Raw genomic sequence first — 25398 nt, forward strand, 5'->3', positions numbered from 1 at the left:
GTCACATGGCGTCACATAATGCCACGTACCGCCACGCATCGCGCAGGGCTAGGGTTACACCCGCCGGGGGGGCGCGGCAAGCGCGATAGGGCAGGGGCCGACCCGGTCGTTCGGGGGCGGCACGTCCCGGTTGTACGGGGAGGGCTCGAAAGGGCTAGCCACCGGCGCCCTGGGTGGCCAGAATGGCCGGCAGTCGGCCCGTCACCTTGACAGGCGCCCAAGGAAGCCGTACCTGCACGGCGAAATCCAGAGGTATTCTTTATGCCTACCTACGAGTACGCCTGCACGTCCTGCACTCACGAGTGGGAAACCGAGCAGTCGATTCGTGAAGATCCCCTCAAGGAGTGCCCGAGCTGCCACAAGGAAACCGCCCGAAGGCAGATTTCCCGCGGCACCGGCTTCATCCTCAAGGGAGGCGGCTGGTACGCCGACCTCTACAGCTCGTCCGGCAACAAGGCCGCGGCGAAGTCCGAGACCAGCACGAGCTCCGACAGCAGCAGCTCGTCGTCGTCTGCGTCGTCGTCTTCGTCTTCGTCCTCGGACAGCTCGTCGAGCACGTCCTCGACGCCCTCGGCAGCCACGCCCTGATCCGGCCGATCCGGAGGCGCGGCGGGTCTCCCGTCCCGATCCGTATACGGTAGGGCCGCCCCGGGTCGGTCCGAGGAATGCTAGGTTGTCGGGGTATGGACGAGAGAAAGCGGCTCGATGAGCTTCGCGCGCAGCTCGCGGAGATCGATCACCAGATGCTCCGCCAGTTGGAGCGTCGCGCGCGTGTCGCTCAGGACATCATCAAGCTGCGGAGCGGGACTGCTCGTTTTGCGCCCATCGCAGACGGGCAACACTTGCTCGCTCTCGAACGAGCCGCCGAGCCGCCCCTGCCCGCGAGCGCCGTCCGTCCAGCCTTCGCCGCGATCGACGCCGCCTGCCGCGTCTTCGAGGTCGCCCCACGCGTGGTGTTCCTCGGCTCGGAGGGCGGCTTCGGCTGGATGGCCGCGCAAGAGCACTTCGGCCCGAGCGCCGAGCTCGTCCGCAACGAGACCGTGCTCGGCGCCCTCGACGAGGTCGCCCGCGAGCGCGCCGAGTTCGCGGTCGTGCCGTACGAGTCGCTCGAAGACGGCCTGATCTTCCCGACGATCCAGGGCATCGTGGCCGCGGATCTGAAGCTCGTCGGCGAGCACGAGCTCTCGCAGGTCCTGGTCCTCGCCAACGCCACCGGCAGCCCGTCCGAGGTCGAGAAGATCCTCGTCACGCCGCACGATCACGCGGCCACCGTGCGGTACCTCGAGTCGAACCATCCACGGACGACCGTGGTCGACGTGCGCTCGCCGTTCGTCGCGCTCGAGCACGCCCGGGACAACCACGGCACCGCGGCGATCGTCCCGCGTGGCGCCCTCGGGCCCGACGCGCCCGTGCGCGTGGCGCGCGAGAACATCGGCGATCAGGGCGAGGTGCGCATGCGTTACGGCGTGATCTCGCGCCTGCCGGCGCCGCGCTCGGGCTCCGACGCGACGGCGTTGCTCTTCGGCGTGCACGACAAACCGGGCGCGCTGCACGAGATCCTCCAGCACTTCAAGGAGCGGAGCTGCAACCTGCGCCGCATCCAGTCGCGCCCGCTGCCCGGCGAGGGCTGGGAGTACGTGTTTTACGTCGAGGTCTCCGGTCACGTGACCGATCGGAACCTCGTCGCCGCCCTCGAGGGGATCAAGCGAGAGGCGAAGATGCTCAAGATCGTGGGCTCTTTCCCGCTCGAGCGGCCCATGCCCGCCACGCCCGAGGGAGAGGATCGTCGTCGAACGTCATGACCTTTGCGGCTCCTCGCGCCCGCGCGGCGCGTTTCCTTGCTTGGGCCCTCGGAACCACGCTCCTCGCCCTCGGGCCCTCCGCCTGCGGGGGCGGGGATCAGAACCTCGTCCTCGTGGGCGGTCGGCAGATCGATCCTGGCGTGATCGACAAGGACCCGATCGCGCTCCTGCCGTCGAACCCCGTGATGCTGGGCTACCTCGACGCGGCGGCGATGTTCCACTCGAGCCTCGGGCCCGACGTCGGCTCGATCATCACCTCGGTCCTGCCGCTCGGCCCCGAGTCGAACTTCGTGCCGTCGCGCGACGTGACGAAGATCTACGGCGGGATCTACGCGATGCAGGGCGCCGATTTCTGCGCGGTGATCCAGGGCAATTTCGACGTGGCCTCGATCCAGCGCGCCGCCGAGGCGCGCGCGAACGTGAGCTCGGGCTTGCCGCTCGTGCGATCACGTTACGCCGACATGGACCTGTACACGGCGGGGAACGTGGGGTTCGTGCTCCTGACGCCGCACACGGCGCTGACGGGCAACGAGACAGGGATGCGGCGCGCGCTCGATCGGCTGCGAACGACGGAGATCAAGCGCGCGGTGCCGCCGTGGATGATCGATCTGCTCCACACGCCGAACGCAGCCTTCGCGCTCGCAGGCGACATCAGCGGGCAGGGGACGGTGGAGGCCGCGACGCAGAAGATGCCGTTCCTGACGGGCCTGCAGAAGGTGCGGACGATCGGCAATTTCCAGCCGCCAGGCATGAACTTCGCCGGCTCGTTGACGTACGCCGACGCGGCGTCGGCCGCAGCCGGGACGACGAACCTCGCCGATCTGCAGAAGCTGACGGGCTTCATGGGGCTCCTGTCATCCCTCGGGCTCATGGGCCCCGTGCCGCAAATGCAGGTGGCGCAGCGGGAGAACGACGTCGCGTTCACGATGCCCGTGGACACCTCGTTCGCGCGTTTCCTGCTGGGCATGCTCGGCGACGTCGCGAAGAAGGCGACGACGGGGCAAGCGCCGTCGAGCGGCTGGGTCTGGCCGTTGCTCTCACACTGACGGGCGCCGCGCCGGGATCAGTCCGATGACGACCAGTCCGACGTCGTCGTCGGCTCGGGCTTCCTGCGTGGTTTTTCCGGCACGGCGGCGTGGATGTTGATCCGGCGCGCGTCGCCCGAGAGCCGCCACGCGAGGATCTGGAACAACCCCAGCGCCGAGAGCCCCGTCGCGGCCACGAAGGCCACGGCGGCGAGGATCGTGCTCGTCGGGCTTTGCCATGTCGCGAATGCGCCCGGGTAACTCAGGTCCGAGAGCGCGAGCTCCGTGCCGAGGCCCGAGAGCACACCGAGGCCCACGTACGTGCCTGCGCCCGTCGTCTCCGAGCCCATGAAGCCCACGAGCGCCGCGGCGACCACGAAGATCGCCACGAACGAGCCGATCGTCGCGAGCTCCGGGGAGAGCGGGGCCACGCGGAGCACCGTCAGGATCAAGAAGGGCAGGGCGCAGACGAAGGCGGCCGCGAGCAACCAGCGTGCGCCGGCGTAGGCGCGGTAGCGGGCGCGGAAGAGCAGGGCCGCGGGCAAGGCCGTCGCGGCGAGCAGGCGCGCGAAGCCGAGCACGGGCGCGCCCGCAGCGATGCCCGCGGCGGGGCCGGCGCCGCCGAGGCCCACGACGGCCGCGAGCGTGCCGAGCAGGAGCATGGCCACGGCTCGATGGCGATAGCTCACGCGGGTGAGCGCGGCTGCGAGCGTCACGCCGCCGAAGAGCAAACAGGAGAGCGCCGCGTTTGTCCCGCCGGGCCGCACGCCCAGGTACGGGAGCGCGCCGAGCCCCGCGAAGCCGAGGCCCACGGCGGCGCACCAGAACCGCGCGGCCTGGCGCGAGGGCTCGATGGGCGCGAGGTCCTCCATGAGCGCCTCGGACGCGAGCAGCGGCTTCTGCGGCGTCTCTCGCGGGCGCTCCTCGTTGCGGGGCGTGGGCGGGGACGAGGGCGGCGGGGACGAAGGCGTCGCCGAGGTCGCCGGGGTGGCCGGCGCGTCCGCGGCGGGCGGGGCGGCCACGCGGGAGACTTCGCTCACGGCGACCCCGTCGGACGAGGCCTCGATGCCCTCTGCGACGGCGGCGGCGCCGTCCGTGACGGCGGCGGGCTCGCGCGGCTTCGATCGGGGCGCACTGGCAGGTGCCGCCTCGGGGGGCTCGGCTTCGGCGCGGGGGGCGCTTTGCGGGGGCGCTGTCATGGCTTCGCCAAGGCGGGCCGATGGGGGCGGCTCGGTCGGAGCCGTTCCTGCGGGGACCGTCCTCGACGAGGCCGGGCTGTCCATGTTCTGCGCTGGAGAGGCCATCTGGATCGCCCGCGGTCGATCAGGTACCGCCCGGAGCATACCCCCGGAGGGCGTCGAGCGTCGTGGGGTTTTCGGCGAAGGCGAGGCGGGCGACAAGGGTGCGAGCGAATTCTCGCACACTCTGGAAGCCCTGGGGATCCGTCCGTAGCGTGGATTCGTCCATGTAGAGCCGTCGACTGATCTCGACCTGGATGGCGTGGATGCCGCTCGCTGGGGTCCCGTAGTGGCCCGTCGAGAATCCACCGCGATAGGGGTCGTCGTGGCGCACGGTGTAGCCGCAAGAACGCGCGTGTCGATCCACCATGTCGATCACGGCGGCCGAGGCGCTCGTCCGTCCGCGGGTGCCGGGGACGATGTCGGCGCGGGCGACGCCGGCGTTTTCGTGTCCGCGGCGGGGCTGGCTCGGCATCGAGTGGGCGCAGAGCAGGATGGCGAAGCCGAAGCGGGCGCGCTTGCGAGCGAGGAGCTGCTCGAGCACGCGGTGGTAGGGGCGGTAGACGAGGTCGAGGCGGCGCTCGAGCTCGGCGCGGGGGAGCCTGCGGGCGAGGATGGGCTCGCCGTCCGTGGTGAGGCGCCAGATGAGGCCGCGTGGCCAGGGCGCGCGGCCTCCGCCGTCGACGGCGTCGAGGTCCACGTCCTGCTCGCCGCGGTTGAGGTCGACCACGTATCGGCTCGCTCGCGCGTAGATGAGCGTCGCGCCTTCCATGGGCGCGTCCTCGAAGAGGGCGTCGACGTGCAGGTCGGCGTCGCGGGCGATGCTGCGCGCGGGCGCGATGGTGAACGAGAGGGTCTCGGCGTCGAGGGAGAGGCCTGCGTGGGGCACCTCGACGACCACCGGGGTCTCGCCCCCTTTGGGTTCGATGACCTCGAACTGCGGATGGGGCGCGACGCCGACGGCGGAGCGCAGCCCCCACTCTTCGTATCGGGGATCGACCACGGCGAACACTCTTACCCCATCCATCGCCCGGCCGCAGGTGGAGCGCTCGTCCGGAGCACGGAAGGGCCTCTTGTCTCGGCCGCGCGTCCGCCCCACGTAGCGACCTTCCGTCCGCGCCACCTGCTTGCGGTTTTCTTCGGCGGGGCTGGCAGGGGCGGTAGGCTCGGCGCGTGGACCTTCACGCCTGGGTGGATGCGTACCTGGATCACCTGCGTGTCGAGCGCGCGCTCTCGCCCCGCACGCTGGAGGCGTACGCGCGGGATCTCGGCAAGCTCTGCGCTTTGTGCGAGGGGCAGGGGATCACGTCGCCGGCGGAGCTCGACGCCACGGTTGTCTCGACGTACCTGGTGGAGCTCGGCAAGCAGGGGCTCGGGGCGCGTTCGGCGACGCGGCACCTCTCGGCGGTGCGTGGGTTCTCCAAGTTCTTGCTGCGGGAGCGGGCGATCTCGGCGAACCCGGCGGCGCTCGTCGAGCGGCCCCGGACGAGCCGCAAGCTGCCGAAGGTGCTCTCCGTGGAGGAGATCGAGCGGATCCTGGAGGCGCCGGATCGAGCTTCGTTTCGAGGCCTGCGCGACCGGGCGATGCTGCACGTGATGTACGCGGCGGGGCTACGCGTGAGTGAGGTCGTGGGCCTCAAGATCGCGGACATCGATCGCAAGCAGGGCGTGGTGTTCGCGTTCGGCAAGGGCAACAAGCGGCGGATCGTGCCGCTCGGGGAGCCTGCGCTCGACGCGCTCGATGCGTATCTGGCCGTTCGCAAGGATCACCCGCGCGCGGCCATGACGCCCGCGCTTTTCCTGTCGCCGCGGGGCAAACCGCTGACGCGGCAAGGTGTGTGGAAGTTGCTCGGCGCCTACGCGCGTGGCGTGGGGGTGACGAAGCCGAGCTCGCCGCACAAGTTGCGGCACTCGTTCGCGACGCATCTGCTCGAAGGAGGCGCCGATCTGCGCAGCGTGCAGGCCCTCCTGGGGCACGCGGACATCACGACGACCGAGATCTACACGCACCTGACGGACGATCACGTGCGCACCGTTTACAAACGGTCGCATCCTCGTTCCTGATGCATCGACCACATCGTGGTCGATGCACCAGAGGTCCAGGGCTTGCCCTGGTCCAGGTCCAGGGGTGGACAACCCCTGGTCGGGGTCCGGGGTGAAACGCCGGCGCTACGCTGTAAGCTTGCAGCTACTTGAGGATCGAGCCGAGGTCTTGCTCGACCTGCTCTGCCGTCTGCGCGGGGACCTTCGCGTAGAGGCGCGTGCGCTCGGTGCGCACGAAATAATCCGGTTTGCCTGCGGGATCCGCGGCCGGGACACGCACGAGCTCGAGGAAGCCGAGCGACGAGCCCGCCGCGTACTCCACGCGGAGCACGTCCTGCTTGCCCGCGGGCTCGTTCATCACGTAGTCCGTCGGCCGCAGCCGATCGAGCTTCGCCATGAAGTTCGCCGCCGTCTCGTCCTTTTGATCGGCTGCTGCGGGATCTGCCCAGAACCGCTTGCCCTCGGGCCCGCCGCGCACGAGCTTTCGCTTCTTCTCGCCGGCCGAGAGCTCCGCCGACGAGATCTCGGCCTCCTTGAAGCCGTGCAGCTCCCGCTCCACGAGGCGCGACTCGGCCGTGTCGAGGTCTCGCATGGCGGCGCCGTCGATCACGTAGGCCTCGCCCGACTGCGGATCACGCACGTACCTGTCGCCGCCGCCGGGCGTCGTGCCGCCCAGCACGAGCTTGCGCTCGGCGCCGCCGATCGTGACCGTGAGCGTGCCCTCGGGCTCCGCGAGCCCGAACTCGGCTGCGCGATCGTCCGGGATGCGGCCGAGCGCGCGGATCGCCTTCAGCGGCGCGAGCGCGTCGACGAGCTTCTGGGCCACGCCCACGCCGACGAACTCGGTCTTCGTCTTGGCGCCGGGCGCGGGCGGCGGCGCGCCTGCGTCGGGGTTCACGGGCGGAGGGGTCGCCTCGCGCTCGAGCGTCCCGAGGTAATAGGCGCCGAGTTTGTCCGACTTCGTCTCGAGCGAGACCTTGCGGTTCTTGCCCTCGAAGACGACCTTCACGACGTCGGCGGGCCGGCCGGGCCACACCGTCGCTTCGGTCTGCACGAGCGCCTTCGGCTGCTCGTCGCGGGTCCACACGGCCACCGCGCTGGCCGACGCCAGCACGAAGAGCCCCACGTGGACGAAGAGGCCGCGTCCCACGTTCATGCCTTCCTCCCGGCCGTGCGGCGCGATCGCCGCGTCACGAGGAGCCCCACGCCGAAGAGGAGCGCTGGAGCCCCGATGATCGTCCCGTAGAACCAGAACACGTCCTTCTGCTTCGTGTGCTCGATCCGCACGTCCTCGGGCGTCACGATCTCTCCGCTGAAGCTCTCGTCGCCGCCGAGCCAGCGCACCGCGTCCACCACGAAGAGCTGGTTCGTCTCGGCGACGCCGAGCGCGAGGTCGCTGAGCGCGTCCGCGTCTGCGACCACGAAGGCGCGCATCTCCTGCGGGCCCTTCACCTTCGACTTGTCCGCGCCGTCGCCGATCGGCTTCGTCACCGCGGCGGCGAGGTTGTGCGTCGTCTTCTTCTCGTCGCCGTCGAGCTCGTAGTTGCCGTTCTTGTCGGCGAACACGCCTCCCGACGAGCGGAGCACGAAGTCCACCTTCGGCTCGGATCCGGCTTTCTTGTCGAGCGAGCCCGCGACGGGCACGAGCACCACCGCGCGCTGCGAGACGCGGCTGAGCGTCGAGACCGAGGCGTGCGACGAGAAGCGGTTCGACACGAGGTTCGCCTTGTCCGAGGCGTTGCGGCGCCGCGGCACGAAGAGCTGATCCGTCGTGGCGAGCACCGTCGGATCGAACGAGAGATCCGCGATCGCGGCGAGCGGGGCGAGGTCGCCCTTCGTCTCTGGATCCAGCGCGAGGAGCAGCTTGCCGCCGCGCGCCGCGTACTTCTCGAGCGAGGTGACCTCCTCGGGCAAGAACGCCTGCGTCGGGCCGAGCACCACGACGATCGACGCGTCCTCGGGCACCGTGTTGGCGAGGCCCTGCGGCATGCCGAGGTCCTTCACGACGTAGTTCTGGCTCTCCAGCAGGCGCCGCAGGATCTTCGCCGTCCGGCCCTCGGCTGCCGCCGCGCCCGCGGCCTCGTTGAGCTCGCCGTGCCCGACCGTGAAGTAGGCCGTGCGTTGCTCCTTCATCGCCTTGAGGAGGGCCTTCTGGAAGTCGGCGTCGAGCGTCTTCAGCTTCGCCGCCGCCTTGTTCATCTCCTTGTCGAGCGTGAGCGTCTCGCGCGTCGGCCCGCGCAGGATCACGATCACCGCGTCCTGCGTGACCTTGTTGTCCTTCGCGAGCTGCGGGTGGAGCAGCCGGTCGTAGAAGCCGTACTTGAAGTTCGGCGCGCTCCTCGCGATGTCCGCGAGGTAACCCTCGACCTCCGTACCCACGTCGTTCAGGGGCGGGAAGAACGCGCGCACCTCCACGGTGTCCGGCGCGCTCGTCACGATCTTCTTCGTCGACTCGCTGGCCTTCGCCGTGCGGAAGTACGAGAAGTCGGCCTTCACGTCGAGCTCGCCGGCCGCGTACGTGAACAGCGCCGCGTAGGCCACCGCGAGCGAGAGCGACAGGCCCGCGATGGTCGCCGCGCGCACGCGACGGACCTCCACGCGGGGCGCGCGCCGCATGGGCGCGAGCGCGATCTCGCCGAAGACGAGCGGCAGGACCGACACGAGGATCAGGACGACCCACGCGACCGTGCTGGCCCCGTCGAAGCGGGCGCGTTTGTCCGGGGTCGCGTCGAGGATCCCGAGCGCGCGCCTGCCGACCTCGGTGTTCGCCGCGAAATAGATCGCGAGCGCCACGAGCCCGAGCGCCGAGAAGATCGAGAGCGTGCGCTCGATCTTGCGCCGCTCCGGATCCTTCTCGCCCGACGCGTGTACGAACCGGAGCGCCGTCGCCCCCACGGCGCCGAGCGCGCCGAGCGCGGAGAACACGAGCCGCGCCGACTCGATGTTGCCGAGCAGCCGCTCGCCGATGAAGACGAGCACGAGCGAGCCCACGAACGCGGGCACGAGGAAGGGCGCCCAGCCCGGCGCCGCGGCGGGCTTCTCCGCGCTGCCTGCCTTCGCCTCGGGCGCCTTCTCGGCGGCCGGGGCCGCCTCTTTCGGTTTCAGCGCCATCGCCGCGCCTCCAGCGTCTTGGTGGCCGCGAGCAGGAAGAAGTACGTGACGGCCACGTAATAGACCACGTTCTCGAGCTTCAGGACCCCGGTCATGAAGGGGAACTGCCGCTGATGGTGCAGCGCGAGCCCGGAGAGCACGCTGTTCACCGGCGGCTCGGTCACCTTCGCGACGAGCCAGAGCGTCACCATCACCGCGAGCATGAGCCCGCCGAGGATCGCCGCCATCACCTGGCTACGGCTCACGGCCGAGGTGAACATCCCGATCGAGAGCGCCGCCGAGCCGAGCAGCACGATGCCCGCGTAGCCCACGGCCACGTGCCCGAGGCTCACCTTGCCGTTCACGAAGATGAGCAGCGGCATGTACACGCTGATCAGCGTGATGAGCGCGATCATCGCGAGCGCCGCGAGGTACTTGCCCACGATGATCTCGATGTCCCGGATCGGCGCCGTGTTGAGCAAGACCAGCGTGCCGCGCTCCCGCTCCCCGGCGAGCAGCGGGATCGACATGAGCACCGCCACGATCATCGTGACGCCGCTCGCGCCGTTGAAGAACTCGCGCAGCACGTCGGCCGACATGCGCGACCCCGAAAGGCCGTTCGCGCTGAACCATACGCCCTCGACGAGCAGCGCCGCGGCCCCGATGGCCCAGCCGAGCAGGGATCGGCCGTACGAGCCGATCTCTCTCCCCGCGACGAGCAGAGCATTTCTCATGTCCCGCTCCCGTCCTCTTTCTCTGCCGCGGCGTCCTTCGCCCCGGCATCACCCTCGCCGGCCGAAGCGCGCGCCTTCTTCGCGCCCTTCTTGCCGGCCCGCCTCTTCCTCGGCGCGGCCTCTGTGCCGTCGCCCTTCGTCTCGGGGCCCGCGAGCTCCAGGAACACCGTCTCGAGCTCCCGCTCGCCGCGGCGCACCTCGAGCAGCCCGATCCCGGCCGTCACGAGCGCGTGGCACACCGCCTCGCGCGCGTCGCCTCCGGACTCGATCTGGAGCGTGACGACGCCCGCGCCCTCCTCCGTCGCGTCGATCACCTCGACCGACACGACGCCCGAGACGGCGCTCGCGGCCTCCTTGGCCTTCTCCTCGTCGCCGCGCACCGTCACCTCGACGCGCTGGTTCTTGAGGAGCTTCGAGCTGAGCTCGGCCTCGGTGCCGCTCGCGGCGATCTGGCCCTCGCGGATCACGAGGATGCGGTCGCACGTCTCGCTGATCTCGCCGAGAATGTGGGAGGACAAAAGGATCGTGTGTTCGCCCTTGAGGCCGCGGAGCAGCTCGCGCATCTCCACGATCTGCACGGGATCGAGGCCGCTGATCGGCTCGTCCAGCACGAGCAGCTTCGGCCCGTGCACGATGGCCTGGGCGATGCCGACGCGTTGCTTGTACCCGTGCGACAGGGACGCGATGAGCTGGTCCTGCACCTCGGCGAGCCCCGTCGCCTCGAGCACCTCGGGCACGCGTTTGTCCGCGGAGGCCTTCGAGAGGCCCCGCAGGCGCGCGGCGAAGTGCAGGTAGGCGCGGACCGTCATCTCGCCGTAGAGCGGAGGTGTGTCCGGCAGGTAGCCGATCAGCGACCGCACCTCGTGTGGGCTCTCCACGACGTCGAGCCCGTTCACGCGGACGGAGCCCGACGAGGGGAGGAGATCACAGGCGAGGATGCGGAGCGTGGTGGTCTTTCCGGCGCCGTTGAGCCCGAGCAAGCCCACGATCTCGCCGGCTTCGATGGAGAACGAGAGCGGCCCGACGGCCCTCCTCTCCCCGTAGTACTTGTAGAGGTCGACGATTTCGATCACGGCAAAAGCCTTCGTCATGCGTCGCCGTTTCCCCGGCGACGGCGCCCTTATAACAGAAGCTCGGGCCCGTGATTCCCGACCTCGTCGGGATCCGACGCCCCGAAGCGCCCTCGACCGCCCAGGGCAGCCGCGCCCGGGGGGCGAGCCTCGCCGCTCGGGGGGATCCCTCGGTACGTTCAGCGTTTCCACGCGATCCCGCTCATCGGCCTTGCCGCCGGGCCGGGCCCGCGAGAAGAGCCGCGCCATGACGGCGCGAGCCATGTTTCCAGGTCCCCGCAACGCTTTCCTCGCGGTCGCCGCGATGGCCCTCGGCATGGCCTGCATGCAGGGAAGCCGTCCGCCCGAGGTCGCGCCGCGCGGCACGCTCGTGCCCGGCGCGGCAGACGGCGCGACGACCGTCGATACACGCGGGGCCTTTGGCGTCGTGTTCGGTACGCCGCGCGGCGAGACGATCGACCCGCCCGAGGTGAGCCTCGTCTTCAACCGCCCGATGCGCCCGCTCGAGCTCGCGGGGGACGAGAGCGCGCCGCCCGCGTCGATCTCGCCCGCCGTGCCCGGACGATGGCAGTGGGTCGGCACGAACGCGCTCTCGTTCGTGCCGGAGAAACGGCTGCCGCGCGCCACCGCCTTCGTCGTCAAGGTCCCGGCCGGCACGAAGGCGCTCGACGGTTCCACGCTCGAGAAAAACTTCGAGCTCCGCTTCACGACGGCGCGGCCCGAGGTCACGTCGGTCGAGCCTTACGATGGGTCGGATGGCCTGCGGCCCGACGCGAAGTTCACGCTCCGCTTCAACCAGCCCGTCGACGATCGCGCGATCGAGCGCGCCGTGTCGGTCATCGTCGCCGAGAAGACGCGCGCGTTCTCCCTGCGTCGCCCCGATCCGCAGAACGAGCAGCTCGTGGAGATCGTCCCGCGCGCGCCGCTGCCGCTCGAATCGCAGATCTTGCTCGACGTGAAGGGCCTCGCGGGCAAGGAGGGGCCCCTCCCCGCCGCGAAGGAGGAGCGCTTCACCTTCATGACCTACCTCCCGCTCGCCGTGAAGGAGCTGCCGTGTGATCACGACACGCCGCGCGGCAAGTGCGCGCCCGACGGCGGCGTCGGCATCTACCTCACGACGCCGGTCAAGCTCGGCGATCTGAAGAAGGCCGTGCGCTTCGAGCCGAAGATCGCCGTCACGTGGCCCTCGTGGCTCGACGACGATCACACGACGAGCGGCGTCACCGTCTACGGCGCGTTTCCCCCGGGGAAAAACGTCAAGGTCATCGTCCAGAAGGGCCTCAAGGACGAGCACGGGCAGACGCTCGGGGCCGACTACCGCGGCGACGTCGCCTTCGACGATCTCTGGCCCAAGGCCGACATCGGCCTGCGCGGCAGCGTCTTCGAGCCCGCCGCGCGCCGCGAGATCCCGATCGACTCCATCAACACGAACGACCTCGAGCTCGTCGTCGCCCCGCTCTCACCCGCGGACGCGATCCGCCTGCAGGACGATCCGTACGGCGCGGGCCGCGCGCCCTCGTACAAAGACATCCTCGCTTTGCCCGGCGCGAAGGTCTCGAAGCTCGCCGCGAACGCGCCGCTCAACAAGCCTTCGCGGCACGCCGTGAAGACCGAGGAGGCGCTCGGCGGCAAGGACGCGCGTGGCGCGATCGCGCTCGGCATCCGCTACACGGGCTGGCCCGGATCGAACCACCAGCGCGTCGTGACGAACACCGCGATCGCCAAGGTTAGCGATCTCGCGGTGAGCGGCAAACTCTCGGCGCGTGGCTCGCTCCTGTGGATCAGCCGCCTCTCGTCGGCCGCTCCGGTCAAGGGCGCCGAGGTCTCGATCCAGACGCCCGGCGAGGCGCCGATCGGCCCGCTCCGCTCCGACGACAGCGGCTTCATCACGCTGCCGAAGGAGGTCTGGTCCCGCGGGAGCTCGGCCGCGGACAGGTCCGTCATCGTCATCAAGGACGGCAACGATTGGACCTACAAGCATCTGACGGACACGCTCGACAGCTGGCGCTTCGACATGCAGGTCGATCCGGGGCCGGACCGGCCGTTCGGCCTCATGTTCACCGATCGCGGCATCTACCGGCCCGGCGACACGGTCCACATCAAGGGCATCTTCCGCAAAGAGGGCAACCCAGGCACCGTCACGCCCGCGGGCCTGCCCGTGGAGATCAGGGTCGAGGGCCCCGACGGCGACGAGATCTCCTCGCGCACCGAGACGCTCTCGCCCTTCGGCACCACGTCGATCGACGTCGCCGTTCCACGCGCGGGGAGGCTCGGGACGTACTCGATCCGCGCCACGGTGCAGGAAGGGAACCCGGGCTGGGCCGACGTGAGCTCCGACTTCGAGGTCGCCGAGTACCGCCCGGCCGAGTTCGCGGTCTCGGTCGAGAGCGACAAACCGAGCTACGTGCGCGGCGACAAGGCGAAGTGGATCGCGCGCGGCGATTACCTCTACGGCGCGCCCATGGCCGGCGCGGATGCGCGCGTCGTCGTCACGCGCGGCGAGGCCACGTTCCGCCCGCCGAACACCGATGGTTTCACCGTCGACGAGGACACGTTCCACGCGGACTTCACCGATCGATCCACGCGAGAAGGCGAGATCCACAGCCGCACGGACAAACTCGACGGCAAGGGCACGCTCCCGATCGAGGCCACGCTCGCGCTCCCGGGCCAGCGCGGACCCGAGCGCGTCACGGCCGAGGCCGAGGTAAACGACGTCTCGCGCCAGTACATCGCGGGCAGCACCACGGCCATCGTGCACCCGGCCGAGTTCTATGTCGCGCTGCGCACGGGGGCCGACCTCTTCGTCGACGCGGGCAAACCTGTCAGCCCCGAGGTCTTCGCCGTCGATCCCAGGGGCGCGCGTGTCGCGGGTGTCCCCATCAAGCTCGAGCTCGTGTCGCGCACGTGGAGCGTCGCGAAACAAGCGACCTCCGGCGGCCTCGCGCACACCGTGGCCGAGCCCGTCGATCGTGTCGTCGAGAGCTGCACGGTCACGACCACCAGCGGCGACAAACCTGCCTCGTGCAAGCTCACGCCGGCCGCGTCGGGCTACCACATCGTCCACGCGACCGCGGTCGACGCGCGGAAGAACCCGGTCGGCGCCGCGGATCCGCTCTACGTCTTCGGCGGCGCGAGCGGGGGCGGCTTCGGCGACAGCGACAGGCTCGTCGTCGAGCTCGTCGCCGACAAGGAGAGCTACGAGGTCGGCGACAAGGCGCGCTTCCTCGTGAAGTCGCCGTTCGCCGCCGCCGAGGCGCTCGTCACCGTCGAGCGCGCCGGCATCCTCTCGCAGCGTCGCGTGAAGCTCGGCGGCGCGATGCCGACGATCGAGATCCCGGTCACCGAGGATCTGCGCCCGAACGCGTTCGTCTCGGTCCTGCTCGTCCGTGGTCGCACCAAGCCCGCGCCGACGAGCCCGAAGGATCCCGACGTCGGCGCGCCCGCGTTCCGCATGGGGTACGCGCCGCTGCTCGTGAACCCCGAGAAGCGCAGGTTGAAGATCGCGATCACGCCGAGCAAGACGGAGGCGCGGCCTGGCGAGAACGTCGAGGTCGACGTCCTGGTGCGTGATCACGCGGGCAAAGCAGCGCGCGCCGAGGTCACGTTTTACGCGGTCGACGAGGGCGTGCTCTCGCTCGTCGGGTACAAGACGCCCGATCCGATCGAGGTCTTCGGCGCCCCGCGCCCGCTGCGCGTCACCTCGCTCGAGGTCCGCGCCGCGCTCGCTCGTGTCTTCCGGCCGTACGGGGATCTCGGCGCGGACAAGGGCCTCGACGGCGGCGACGGCGGCGGCGGCACCTCGGTGCGGCGCGACTTCCGCGCGAGCGCCACGTTCGTCCCCGCGATCGTCACGGACGACTCCGGCCGCGCGAAGGTAAAATTCCGGCTGCCGGACACGCTCACGACGTACCGGCTCATGGCCGTCACCGCGGCCGAGGACGATCGGTTCGGCTTCGCCGAGAACCGCGTGGTCGCGAGCCGCCCGCTCATGGCGCGTCCCGCGCTGCCGCGTTTCCTCCGCGCCGGCGACAGCCTCGACGCCTCCGTCGTCGTGAGCTCGAAGGGCATCGGCAAGACCACGGCCACGGTGGAGATCAAGCTCGACGGGCTCACGCTCTCCGGCGACGCGAAGCGCTCGATCGACCTCGCGGCGGGCGCGCCTGTCGAGGTCCGCTTCCCGCTCACGGCGCCGAAGGCTGGCAAGGCCAAGATCGGCTTCGTCGTGCGCGCGACCGAGAGCGGCAAGGCGCTCGAGGATGCCGTCGAGGTCGAGCGCGAGGTGAAGGTCCCGCTCTCGCCCGAGGCCGTGGCGCTCTACGGCGACACCACCTCGGAGAGCGCCGAGAAGCTCGGGGATCTCTCGGCGATCCGCGACGACACGGGCGGGCTCGAGCTCAGCATGGCCTCGACCGCGCTCGTGGGCCTCGGCGGCGGCGTCGAGCAGCTCGTCGACTATCCGTACGGCTGCACCGAGCAGCTCGTGAGCAAGCTCGTGCCGCTGCTGCCGCTCCGCGATCTCGCGGTCGACTTCAAGATCCCGCTGCCGAAGAACACGGACGCGATCATCGGCGTCACGGTGGCCGAGATCCTGAAGCACCAGCGCGGCGACGGCGGCTTCGGCATGTGGGTGGGCTCGGATCGCTCGAACCTCTGGGCCAGCACCTACGCGCTCTGGGGCCTCGGCGAGGCCAAGCGCCGCAAGGTCGACATCCCCCCGTCGGTGATCGACGCGGCCGCGCGGCACGTCCACGACGCGCTCGACGAGCTCGACGACGTGTTCGCACGCGCCACGGCGCCCTTCATCCTCGACGTGCTCGCCGAGAACCGCCACCCCGACACCGGCCGCACGACGCGCCTCTTCGAGGAGCGCAAGACGCTGCCGCTCTTCTCGCAGGCCTTCCTCCTGCACGCCATGGTCGCGGGCAAGCACGATCGCGCGAGCATCGAAGCGCTCGCGAACGAGCTCGAGGGCTCGCTCCGGCTCGACGCGAACGTCGCGCGCGCCACGACGAACCTCGGCGACAAGTACGCCGTGCTCATGGACTCCGATACGCGCACGACGGCGCTCGTCCTCCGCGCCCTGCTCGCGGCCCGGCCGGACCACCCGATCGCCGCGCGCCTCGCCATGGGCCTGCTCGCCGATCGCAAGGGCGGCGCCTGGCGCAACACGCAGGAGACCGCCTGGTCGCTCGTCGCGCTCGACGCGTACCGCAAGGCGCAGGAGAAGACCACGCCCGACTTCGTGGCGCACGTCTTCCTCGGCCAGGCCGAGATCGCGACGCCCGCCTTCCGCGGCCGCGACGTCACCCAGGCCCGGCTCAGCCTGCCCGCCGAGCGCCTCACCTCGGCCGGCGGCAGCGTCCTCTCCTTCGACCTCGACGGCTCGGGCCGCCTCTTCTACGAGGCGCGCCTGCGCTACGCCCGCAAGGAGCTCCCGAAGACGCCGCTCGATCGTGGCTTCTTCGTCGAGAAGACCCTGCGCGCCGTGAAGCCCGAAGAGCTCGCCGGCTTGCTCGCCGCGCCGCCTGGCAAAGGCGCGACCTCGTTCCCCGGCGGCCAGCTCGTCCTCGGCGAGATCGTCGTCGTCACCCCGTCGCCGCGTGACTACGTCGTCGTCGACGATCCGCTCCCGGCTGGCTTCGAGCCTGTCGACGCGCGCCTCGCCACCACGGCGAGCGCGGCGAACCTCGACGAGGACGAGGGTGATCCGGAGGACGCCTTCTACGAGGAGGGTGGCTACGACGCCGTCGCCACGGGCCGCGCGTTCCTCTCCAGCCGTTACCTGCGCGAGCTCCGCGACGATCGTGTCCTTTTCATGATCGACCGCATGCCGGCCGGCATGTATCGCTATCGTTACCTCGCGCGCGCCACCTCGATCGGCTCGTTCGTCCTTCCGCCTGCGCGCGCCGAGGAGATGTACGCGCCCGAGGTGTTCGGAAGGACCGCCGCCGGCACGATCACGGTGACCGCCACCAAGTGACCCGCTCTCGCCTCGTTCGTCAGCTCCTCCGGTGGCTCGTCCCTCGTGGCCGCCGCCGCCGGATCGAGCTCGCGCTCGTGGTCGTCTTCTCGCCCGTCCTCTGCCTCGGCCTCGCCGCCGCGCTCACGCCGCTCCCGCCCGAGCTCCGCGCGGACGACCTCGCGGCGACGGATCCTTCCACCGTCTTCCTCGATCGCCACGGCGTGGTCCTTTGCGAGGTCCGCGCCAGGGACGGCACCCGCGCGCGCCCCGTGCGCCTCGCCGACATCGACCCTCGTGTCGTCCGCGCCGTCCTCGCGGCCGAGGACAAGCGCTTCTCCTTGCATCCCGGCGTCGATCCGATCGCGATCACGCGCGCCGTGGGACAAGCCTTGTTCTCCCGCCGCATCGTCTCCGGCGGCTCGACCCTCACGCAGCAGCTCGCGCGTAACCTCGTCCCGCGCCCGCGCACGGTCGTGGGAAAACTCCGCGAGATGGCGCTCGCGCTCCGGATCGAAGCTTCGCTCTCGAAGCCGCGGATCCTCGAGGCGTACCTGAACCGCGTCGCGTTTGGCCCTGCCTTGCGTGGCGTCGAGGCCGCGAGCCGCTTCTACTTCGACAAGTCCACCCGTGATCTCTCCCTCGCCGAGGCCGCCGCGCTCGCCAGCCTGCCGCGTGGACCCACGCTCTACGATCCTCGCCGCGGCACCGAGCTCCTGAAGCGCCGCCGTGATCGTGTCCTCGAGCGCATGCGCGCCGCGCGCCTCGCCGAGAGCGACGACGTCGATCGTGCCCTCGGCGAGCCCCTCGTCCTCGCCCCGCGTGGCAGCGGCCTCGGCATCCCGCATCTGCGTCAGGCGCTGCTCGCGGGAGGGAAGGGGATCGGTACGGACGGGCTCGCTGGCAAGGCCGCCATCGTCACGACCACCCTCGATCGTGGCCTCCAGCGCGAGATCGAGATCCTCGCCGTGCAAACGATCGAGCGCCTCGCGGCGCGCAACGTCACTGCCGCGTCCGTCGTCGTCCTCGACAACGAGACCGGCGAGATCCTCGCCTACGTCGGCTCACCCGACATCGAGAACGCCGCCCGCCTCGGCCACAACGACGGCGTCCTCGCCCGGCGCCAGCCTGGCTCCACGTTAAAACCCTTCGTCTACGGCCTCGGCATGGAGATCGGTGGCTTCACCGCCGCCACGATCCTCCCCGACGTCGACACGCATTTCCCCACGCCCGACGGCGACTACCACCCGAACAACTACGACGGCCGCTTCCACGGCCCCGTCCGCGTCCGCGAGGCCCTCGCGAGCTCCTTCAACGTCCCTGCCGTCATCGCCGCCTCCCGCGTCGGACCCGAGCGCCTCCTCGCGCGCCTGCGCGACCTCGGCTTCGCCTCCCTCGACCGCAGCGCGCGCGACTATGGCCTCGCCCTCGCGCTCGGCGACGGCGAGGTCCGCTTGCTCGAGCTCGCCGCCGCCTACGCCACCCTCGCGCGGGGTGGCCTCTCCGTGGCCCCGCGCGCCGTCCGCGAGGCCCGTGTTGCCTCCGGCGAGCTCCTCCCCATCGCCGCGCCGCCGCCGCGCCGCGTCCTCGATCGCCGCGCCTCCTACGTCCTCACGCACATCCTCGCCGATCGGCATGCGCGCCTCGCCACGTTCGGCGAGAACAGCGTCCTCGAGCTCCCGTTCCCGGTCGCCGCGAAGACCGGCACCTCCAAGGGCTTCCGTGACAACGTCACCGTCGGCTTCACGCCTTCGGTCACCGTCGCCGTCTGGGTCGGCAACTTCGACGGCTCGCCCATGAGCGGCGTCAGCGGCGTGACCGGCGCCGGCCCGCTCTTCCACGACGCCATGCTCGCGGCTTCATGCTTGTACCCCGAGCGCGACTTCGAGCGACCCGAAGGCCTCGTCGACGTCGACATCTGCCCCCTCTCCGGCGCTCGCCCTGGCCCGGACTGCCCTCATCGCAAGAGCGAGCTCGTCCCGCGTGGAACGTCCCTCGCGACCTGCGACATGCACGAGCGTGTCCGCGTCGATCGCAGAAACGGCCTGCGCGCCGGCCCCGCCTGCGCCGACGCTGCCGTCGACATCCGCGTCTTCGAGCGTTACCCGCCCGAGCTCACCGCGTGGGCCGACAACGCGGGCCGCCCCGTCGCGCCCCGCGCCGCTTCTCCCTTCTGCCCCGACGATCGCCAGTCCGAAACGCCCGCCCGCCTCCGCATCGCCTTCCCCCCCGACGGCGCGCGGTTCGTGCGTGACGGCGCCCTCGCCGCGGAGGAGGCCATCCGCGTCCGCGTCGACGTGCCCTCCGAGGCGCGTGTCGTGCGCCTCCTCGTGGATGGCCGTGGGTTCGTCCTGAAGCCCCCCTTCGAACGCACCGTCCCGCTCGTCCCGGGTGATCACACCCTCGTCGTCGAGGCCGACGGCGTCTCCTCCGCGCCCGTCACGTATTCGGTGCGGTGAGCGGCGGCGGCGGCAGCGACTTCGGCTCGCCGCGTGTCCCTCGTTCGCCCGCCTTCTCCAGGCGCGCGGCCGCCTCGCCGAAGTCGCCCTCGATCCGCATCCGCGGCAGATACCGCCCTCCTTCGAGCTCCTGCAGCCGCTTCACCAGCCGCTCGCGCACCCGGCACCGCAGATCCCAGAGCTTGTCCGCGTTCGCCGCGGACACCAGCGCCCGGAGCTGCAACGTCGTCGCCTGCGCGTCCGTCACCAGGAGCCCGGCGACCCGCCCGTCCCAGTCCGGATCCTCCTCGCACACCCGCTTCACCTCCTCGCGCAGCACCTCGATCGGCACCGTGTAGTCCGCGTGGAAGAAGATCGTCCCCATGAGCTCCGGTGATCCTCGTGTCCAGTTCTGGAACGGCTTCTCCAGGAGCTGACCGATCGGCAGCACCAGCCGCCGTTGATCCCAGATCCGCACCACCACGAACGTCAACGTGATCTCCTCGATCGTGCCCCACTCGCCCTCGATGATCACCACGTCCCCGATCCGCACCGGCTGCGCGATCGAGATCTGCAGCCCCGCGAGCAGGGTCGCGATCGACTTCTGCGCCGCGAACCCCAGCATCACGCCGGCGATGCCCGCCGACGCGAGCAGCGACACGCCCACCTGCCGCACGATCTCGAACTGCAAGAGCACGAGCGACGCGGCCACCAGCATCAGCAGCACGCTCAGCACACGCCGGAGCATCAGCAGACGCGTCCGCGCCGCGCGCGCCGCCGCCGGATCACCCGCTTGCGCCTCGTACCGCTCCGCCATGACGCTCGTGCCCACGTAGAGCGCGCGCTCCGCGGACCACGCCGCGCCGATCACCAGGAGCGAGCTCAGGACCCGCGCGATCCCCTCCTCCGTCTGCGCCCCCAGATCCAGCGCCGCCAGCGCCCCCCGCTCGAACAGCACCGCGCCCACGAGGCGCGCCGGCGCGCGTATCCGCTCCACGAGCAGGTTGTCCCAGTCGGCCTCCGTGGTCTTCGCGATCCGCGCGAGCAACCGGAGCAAGATCGAGCTCACGACGAAGCCCAACCCCGGCGCCACGAGCAGGAGCACCCACTCCCCGATGGCGAGCCCGAAATACGAATCTCCGCGCAACGTCTGGAGCAATCGCGCCCCGAATTCCTGCATCCCTCACTCCCTCCGATGGCTCGCCGCTCCTCACGCGCCGAGCAAAAGCGTGCTTCCCGAAATTCGTTGGTATACAAATGAATTGGCACGCCGCACCGAGCTCCGCAAGCCGCGGATCGATCACGCGCGCCGCACATCCATGGGAGACCTCTTCAAGCGACTCGATCACGAGCAGCGGGCTCTGCACGACTCCTGGGACGACGTCGTGCGTGTCCTCTTCGTCGTGTCCATGATGTCCGCCGCCGTCTGGTCGCTCTGCTCGGCCCTCCGCTTCGTCGTCCACGCCGGCTCCGACTGGCTCGTGCATCACGTCGCCGGCGCGCCTTCGCCCTGGGCCTGGGCTGTCCTCCTCGGCGTGCTCGTCGTGGGCGGGCTCGCGCGTGGCGCGCTCCTTCGCCGCCCCGGCTGGGACGAGACCGCCGGGGACGGCATGGACGTCGCCCTCGCCAACTACCACTCCACCTACGATCACGCGGGGGACGACCCTCGACCGCGCTTCGAACGCCCTGCCTTTGGCCTCGCCCTCCGCAAGGCCGCCGCCACCGCCCTCACGCTCGCCACGGGGGGCTCGGGTGGCCTCGAGGCGCCCGTCGTCGTCATCGGCGAGGCCGTCGGCGCCGGCTGGGCCCGTGTCTTCCGTGTCCGCTCCGAGCACGAGCTCCGCACCTACCAGCTCGCCGGCATCGCCGCCGCCGTCACCACGCTGCTCGGCGCCCCCTTCGCGGGCGCCCTCTTCGCGATCGAGTTCTGCTACGGCGATCGCATCATCTACCGCAAGTTCGCGTACGCCCTGCTCGCCGGCCTCGTCGCGTACACCTTGAACCAGCGCTTCATCGGCCTCGAGCCCATCTTCTCCGCGCCGCCCCACGCCCGCAGCCACACCCTCGCCGAGTACGGCATCACCGCGCTCGTCGCCATCACCGTCAGCGCCCCCGTCGCGCTCGCCTTTGGCCGCCTCATGGCCAAGACCGCCGACCTCGTCGGCAAGGTGAGCCTCGTCTTTCGTGGCGCCGTCGGCGCCCTCGGCACCGGCCTCGTCGCGCTCCTCCTCTCCGTCGCCGCGGGCATCCCGGCGCACCACGTCCTCGGCATGGGCGAACACACCCTCGCCGAGCTCCTGCGCCCCGGCGCGACGTTCCCCATCCACGTCCTCCTCCTCGCGGCGATGGGCAAGATGATCACCACCGGGCTCACCATCCGCTCGGGTGGCTCCGCGGGCATGCTCATCCCCTCCATGTTCCTCGGCGGCGTCTCCGGCGCGCTCATGGGCGAGGTCCTCCGCCGCACCGGCGTCTTGCCCGAGCTCGACCTCGCCTTGCTCGTCGTCGTCGGCATCGCCTCTGCGCTCGTCGCGGTCATCGGCGTCCCGCTCGCCGCGATCGCGCTCGTCCTCGAGGTCTTCGGCGCGGCGTATGGCCCGCCCGCGCTCCTCTCGTGTGGCGTCACGTACGTGCTCACGCTGCGCATCCGCGTCTACGGCAACCAGCGCATGTCGCCGGATCCGGACGCGGACGAGACGGGCTTCGCGGACGCCGGCGAGGCAGCGGACGCCGGCGCCGCGGCGGGGATGGAGGGCAGACCGGAAGGTGAGCCCTAGACGAGCACGAAATTGTTCAGCGTCGCCACGATCACGCCGATGATGCTCTCGCCTGCGATGAGGCCCGACGCGATCGGCACGACCATCTCCTCGGCCTTCTTGTTCATCTTGCCCCCGGCGTACGCGAGCAGCGCGCCGAGGAACATCGCCAGCGGGTAATAAAACGGCAGGATGAACCCGAGCCCGATCCCCGTCGGCGACGGCAGGTACTTCTTGTACTTCGGGAGCAGCTTCTCCAGCGCGACCAGCGCCGCGCCCACCACGAGCCCCACCGCGATACACGTCCGCGCCATCGGGTGCAGGTTGTCGATGCCCAGGATGAAGACCTCGGCGACCGCCTTCCACTGCTGCGCCGCCGGCGCCGGGAACGCGGGGTTGTCCCCCGTCAGCGCCTCCGCCGTCGGGATCAGCATGTAGAAGCCCACCACCGTCGCGATCGTCCCCGGCAGGATCCCCATCATCTGCGCGACGAACTGCCGCCGCGGGTTCGCCCCGAGCAGGTAGCCCGACTTCAGATCGTTCAAGAGATCCGCGCTCGCGCTCGCCGAGCCCGCCGTGATCCCGGCCGTCATCAGGTTCGCCGTCGCGCTCTGCGGGATCAGCACGCCGTAGATGAGCTGCATGATCTTGCCCATCGCGCCCGTCGGCGTGATGTCCGTCTCGCCCGTCGCGCGGCACGCCACGAGCGAGAGCACGAACGTCAGCCCCACCGCGAGCAGCCCGAGGTGCAGCGGCACCCCGAAGAACTTCCACGCGATCCCCACGACGCCCACGGTCGCGACGCTCCCGCCGATGGCGAACCAGCGCATCGGCACCTCGACCCCGGCCTTCGACGTCCCCGCGTCCCCCGCGACCTTCCCGAAGCTCTGGAACGCCCGGACGATCGTCCTCCACTGCATCACGAACGACAGCAGCCCCGACGCCACCAGCATCGGCGCGCCGATCCAGAGCCCGATGTCCTTCCAGGCCGTCTGCGGCTTCGCCGCCGCCGTCACCACCTGCCCGAGCTGGTTCGTCCACTGCGCTTCCATCGCGATCGGCGTCACGACGATCGCGAGCACGAGCCCGCCCACCACCATCGAGATCGTCGCCCGCAGCCCCACGAGCGCGCCTGCCGCGACCAGCGCCACGCCGTGATCCAGCTTGATGTTGAACGCGGAGAGCGCGTACGCCTTGCCCCCCGCCGTGATCTTGGGCAGCCAGTCGAAGATCGCCGACGCCCCCGGCAAGAGCGCCGCCCGTGTCACCACGCCCGCCGCGTCCACCGACTTGATGATGTTCAGGTCCTTGAGCAGCGGGATCATCCCCGCCACGGCCGCCGACGCCATCAGCGCGCGGCCCTTCTCGAGCGCGCTCGTGCCCTGGCTGTAGAGGCTCTGCAGGGTCACGGCCGCCGCGGTCCCCGACGGGAAGCGCAGCCGCTCCTGGTTGATCATGTTCCGCTTCATCGGGATGGCGATCACCGTCCCGAGCAACGCGAGCGCCACCGTCCAGGCCGCGAGCACCGGCCAGGGCATGTGCGTGCCCTTCGGGTTGCTCGGCGAGACGCTCAGCATGAGCAGGGCCGGGATCGCCGAGACCATCGTGCCGCCCGTCGAGTACCCCGCGGACGACGCGGTCGACTGCATGCAGTTGTTCTCGAGGATCGTCATCGGCGACTTCGCGATCCCGGCGCGCTGCAGGGCGCCCCAGATCGAGAAGGACAGGATGCACGCGGTGATCGCGACGCCGAGGTGCCAGCCCGTCTTCAGGCCGACATAGAGGTTCGTGAACGCGAGCAAGAACCCGAGCGCCGCGCCCATGCCGACGGCGCGAGGCGTGAGCTGCGCGGCCCTGTCGCCCCGGTACGCCTTGGCATACCAGGTGTCCTCGTCCATCTCGCCGACCGCCTCCGGCGCGATCTCGAGCGGCTTTCCGTGCTCGATCTCCTCCGCCGTCCTCGGCGCTCGCTGAAAGAGCGGCCCCTCACCTTCGGCCAACGCCGCGGGGCGCGGCTCCTCTGCGGGCGTCCCGATCTCGCCTTCGCTCATGATCGCCTCATAGCATGGAGGCGGGGTGAACTGGTCTGCCTACCGGAACGCCACCTCTGGATTCGCCGCCTCTCTGGCGAGGGCCACCCGCTCCCGGGCGAGGTAATCCCGGATCGCGGCGTCGAGCCTGGGATCGGCGACGTGGTGCACGCTGCGCGTGATCGTGGGTTCGAACCCCCGGCTCATCTTGTGTTCTCCCCCCGCGCCCGGCTCGAACCGCCCGATCTTCCGCAGAATGCATTGCTCGATCGAGTGATAGAAGCAAACATTGAAATGGAGGAAAGGCCGCTCCTCGGAGGCGCCCCAGTACCTCCCGTAAAGCGCGTCCTTCCCGGCGAAGTTGAACGCCCCGGCGATGGGCCTCTTGCCCTCCCGAGCGAGCACGACCTCGACCCCGTCCCCGAGCGCCGGCACGATCTCCTCGAAAAACGCGCGATTCAAGTACCGGCGCCCCCAGGTGAACTTGTCGACCGTGGCCGTGTAATACCCGAACATCGCGTCCACGAGCTCGGGCGTGATCTCGCGCCCCCGCAGCGTGGTGATCTCGATCCCCTGCGCGGCCATCTCGCGCCGCTCGCGCCGCCACTGATTGCGCCGCTTCGACGAGAACCGCGCGAGGTAATCGTCATACGTGACATACCCGGCGTTTTTCCAGTGAAATTGCAGCCCATACCGCTCGGCGAGCCCGAACCCCGCGAGCGCCTCGGCCTGCTCGTCGGTCGGAAAGAGGACATGCGCGCTGGAGATCTCCATCCGCGCCACGAGCTGCCGCAGCCCCTCGGCCACAGCCGCCGCGACCCGCGCGAACTCCGCCCCCTCGGCCACGAGGACCCGCGGCGCCGTCGCAGGCGTGAACGGGACCGCGACGACGAGCTTGGGAAAATACTCGATCCCCGCCCGATGCGCCGCGCCCGCCCAGGCATGATCAAAGACGAACTCCCCCTCGCTGTTCCCCTTGAGGAAAGCCGGCACCGCCGCCACCATCCGCTCGCCCTCATGCAGCGTGAGGTAGTGGGGGAGCCAGCCCGAGCGAGGTTCGACGCACCCCGTCCGCTCGAGGACGTCAAAAAACGCCCAGCGCAAGAAGGGAGCCTCGGAGACGCCGCCAAGGGCATCCCAAGCCGCCTCGGGTACGTCACGGATGGTCGGATGGACGCGGAGTTCGAACACAGGGTCCAGGTATCGTCGGCGG

16 protein-coding genes and 1 pseudogene are annotated in these 25398 nt (G+C 70.5%); 7 read left to right on the forward strand and 10 right to left on the reverse strand.

The window, feature by feature from the left end:
- Nucleotides 1–261: 261 nt before the first annotated feature.
- Nucleotides 262–408: pseudogene (locus tag GF068_RS47430) on the forward strand (FmdB family zinc ribbon protein); the annotation flags it as partial.
- Nucleotides 409–434: 26 nt separating this feature from the next.
- Here GF068_RS47430 and GF068_RS46510 read toward each other — a convergent pair.
- Nucleotides 435–581, reverse strand: coding sequence for a hypothetical protein (locus tag GF068_RS46510; RefSeq protein WP_275939272.1), 147 nt, complete (start codon nucleotides 579–581; stop codon nucleotides 435–437).
- A gap of 102 nt (nucleotides 582–683) precedes the next feature.
- Here GF068_RS46510 and GF068_RS29685 point away from each other — a divergent pair, with 102 nt between their 5' ends.
- Both GF068_RS29685 and GF068_RS29690 read left to right on the forward strand, forming a co-directional pair.
- Nucleotides 684–1802, forward strand: coding sequence for a bifunctional chorismate mutase/prephenate dehydratase (locus tag GF068_RS29685; protein WP_153822868.1), 1119 nt, complete (start codon nucleotides 684–686; stop codon nucleotides 1800–1802).
- Complete coding sequence (locus GF068_RS29690; protein WP_153822869.1) at nucleotides 1799–2848, forward strand: hypothetical protein; 1050 nt, start codon at nucleotides 1799–1801, stop codon at nucleotides 2846–2848. Before GF068_RS29685 ends, GF068_RS29690 begins: the two co-directional genes overlap by 4 nt.
- 17 nt (nucleotides 2849–2865) lie before the next feature.
- Here GF068_RS29690 and GF068_RS29695 read toward each other — a convergent pair whose 3' ends face one another.
- Nucleotides 2866–4026 (reverse strand): hypothetical protein, encoded by a 1161-nt coding sequence (locus GF068_RS29695; protein WP_153822870.1) that lies wholly within the window; start codon nucleotides 4024–4026, stop codon nucleotides 2866–2868.
- Between the two features lie 124 nt (nucleotides 4027–4150).
- Nucleotides 4151–5068, reverse strand: coding sequence for an N-formylglutamate amidohydrolase (locus GF068_RS29700; protein ID WP_338046630.1), 918 nt, complete (start codon nucleotides 5066–5068; stop codon nucleotides 4151–4153).
- Between the two features lie 170 nt (nucleotides 5069–5238).
- On the opposite strand from GF068_RS29700, the gene xerD reads away from it, so the two are divergent.
- Nucleotides 5239–6129 (forward strand): site-specific tyrosine recombinase XerD, encoded by an 891-nt coding sequence (gene xerD, locus GF068_RS29705; protein ID WP_338046631.1) that lies wholly within the window; start codon nucleotides 5239–5241, stop codon nucleotides 6127–6129.
- Nucleotides 6130–6253: 124 nt separating this feature from the next.
- On the opposite strand, the gene GF068_RS29710 is transcribed toward xerD, so the two are convergent.
- The 4 genes from GF068_RS29710 to GF068_RS29725 are packed head-to-tail and all read right to left on the reverse strand — an operon-like array spanning nucleotide 6254 to nucleotide 11023.
- Entirely contained in the window at nucleotides 6254–7264 is a 1011-nt protein-coding gene (locus GF068_RS29710; protein WP_153822872.1) for a DUF4340 domain-containing protein, read from the reverse strand.
- Entirely contained in the window at nucleotides 7261–9219 is a 1959-nt protein-coding gene (locus GF068_RS29715) for a Gldg family protein (RefSeq protein ID WP_153822873.1), read from the reverse strand. The genes GF068_RS29710 and GF068_RS29715 overlap by 4 nt, the downstream gene beginning before the upstream one ends.
- Nucleotides 9210–9932, reverse strand: a complete 723-nt coding sequence (locus GF068_RS29720) for an ABC transporter permease (RefSeq protein ID WP_153822874.1) — start codon at nucleotides 9930–9932, stop codon at nucleotides 9210–9212. Before GF068_RS29720 ends, GF068_RS29715 begins: the two co-directional genes overlap by 10 nt.
- A complete protein-coding gene (locus tag GF068_RS29725) occupies nucleotides 9929–11023 on the reverse strand; it encodes an ABC transporter ATP-binding protein (protein ID WP_153822875.1) in 1095 nt (364 codons plus the stop codon). Before GF068_RS29725 ends, GF068_RS29720 begins: the two co-directional genes overlap by 4 nt.
- A gap of 226 nt (nucleotides 11024–11249) precedes the next feature.
- On the opposite strand from GF068_RS29725, the gene GF068_RS29730 reads away from it, so the two are divergent.
- Nucleotides 11250–16982: an alpha-2-macroglobulin family protein gene (locus GF068_RS29730; protein ID WP_153822876.1), complete on the forward strand. Its 5733-nt coding sequence runs from the start codon at nucleotides 11250–11252 to the stop codon at nucleotides 16980–16982.
- Entirely contained in the window at nucleotides 16979–19420 is a 2442-nt protein-coding gene (gene pbpC, locus GF068_RS29735) for a penicillin-binding protein 1C (RefSeq protein WP_338046632.1), read from the forward strand. The genes GF068_RS29730 and pbpC overlap by 4 nt, the downstream gene beginning before the upstream one ends.
- On the opposite strand, the gene GF068_RS29740 is transcribed toward pbpC, so the two are convergent.
- Nucleotides 19401–20579: a mechanosensitive ion channel family protein gene (locus GF068_RS29740; protein ID WP_153822877.1), complete on the reverse strand. Its 1179-nt coding sequence runs from the start codon at nucleotides 20577–20579 to the stop codon at nucleotides 19401–19403. The two genes, pbpC and GF068_RS29740, sit on opposite strands and share 20 nt — an antisense overlap.
- A gap of 82 nt (nucleotides 20580–20661) precedes the next feature.
- Between GF068_RS29740 and GF068_RS29745 the strand changes: the two genes are divergently transcribed.
- Complete coding sequence (locus GF068_RS29745) at nucleotides 20662–22176, forward strand: chloride channel protein (protein WP_240807592.1); 1515 nt, start codon at nucleotides 20662–20664, stop codon at nucleotides 22174–22176.
- Here GF068_RS29745 and GF068_RS29750 read toward each other — a convergent pair.
- Together GF068_RS29750 and GF068_RS29755 are read right to left on the reverse strand one after the other, a co-directional pair.
- Nucleotides 22173–24206: an OPT family oligopeptide transporter gene (locus GF068_RS29750; RefSeq protein WP_153822878.1), complete on the reverse strand. Its 2034-nt coding sequence runs from the start codon at nucleotides 24204–24206 to the stop codon at nucleotides 22173–22175. The two genes, GF068_RS29745 and GF068_RS29750, sit on opposite strands and share 4 nt — an antisense overlap.
- A gap of 39 nt (nucleotides 24207–24245) precedes the next feature.
- Entirely contained in the window at nucleotides 24246–25376 is a 1131-nt protein-coding gene (locus tag GF068_RS29755; protein WP_338046633.1) for a GNAT family N-acetyltransferase, read from the reverse strand.
- Nucleotides 25377–25398 lie beyond the last annotated feature (22 nt).

Source organism: Polyangium spumosum (assembly GCF_009649845.1).
Lineage (GTDB): Bacteria > Myxococcota_A > Polyangia > Polyangiales > Polyangiaceae > Polyangium > Polyangium spumosum.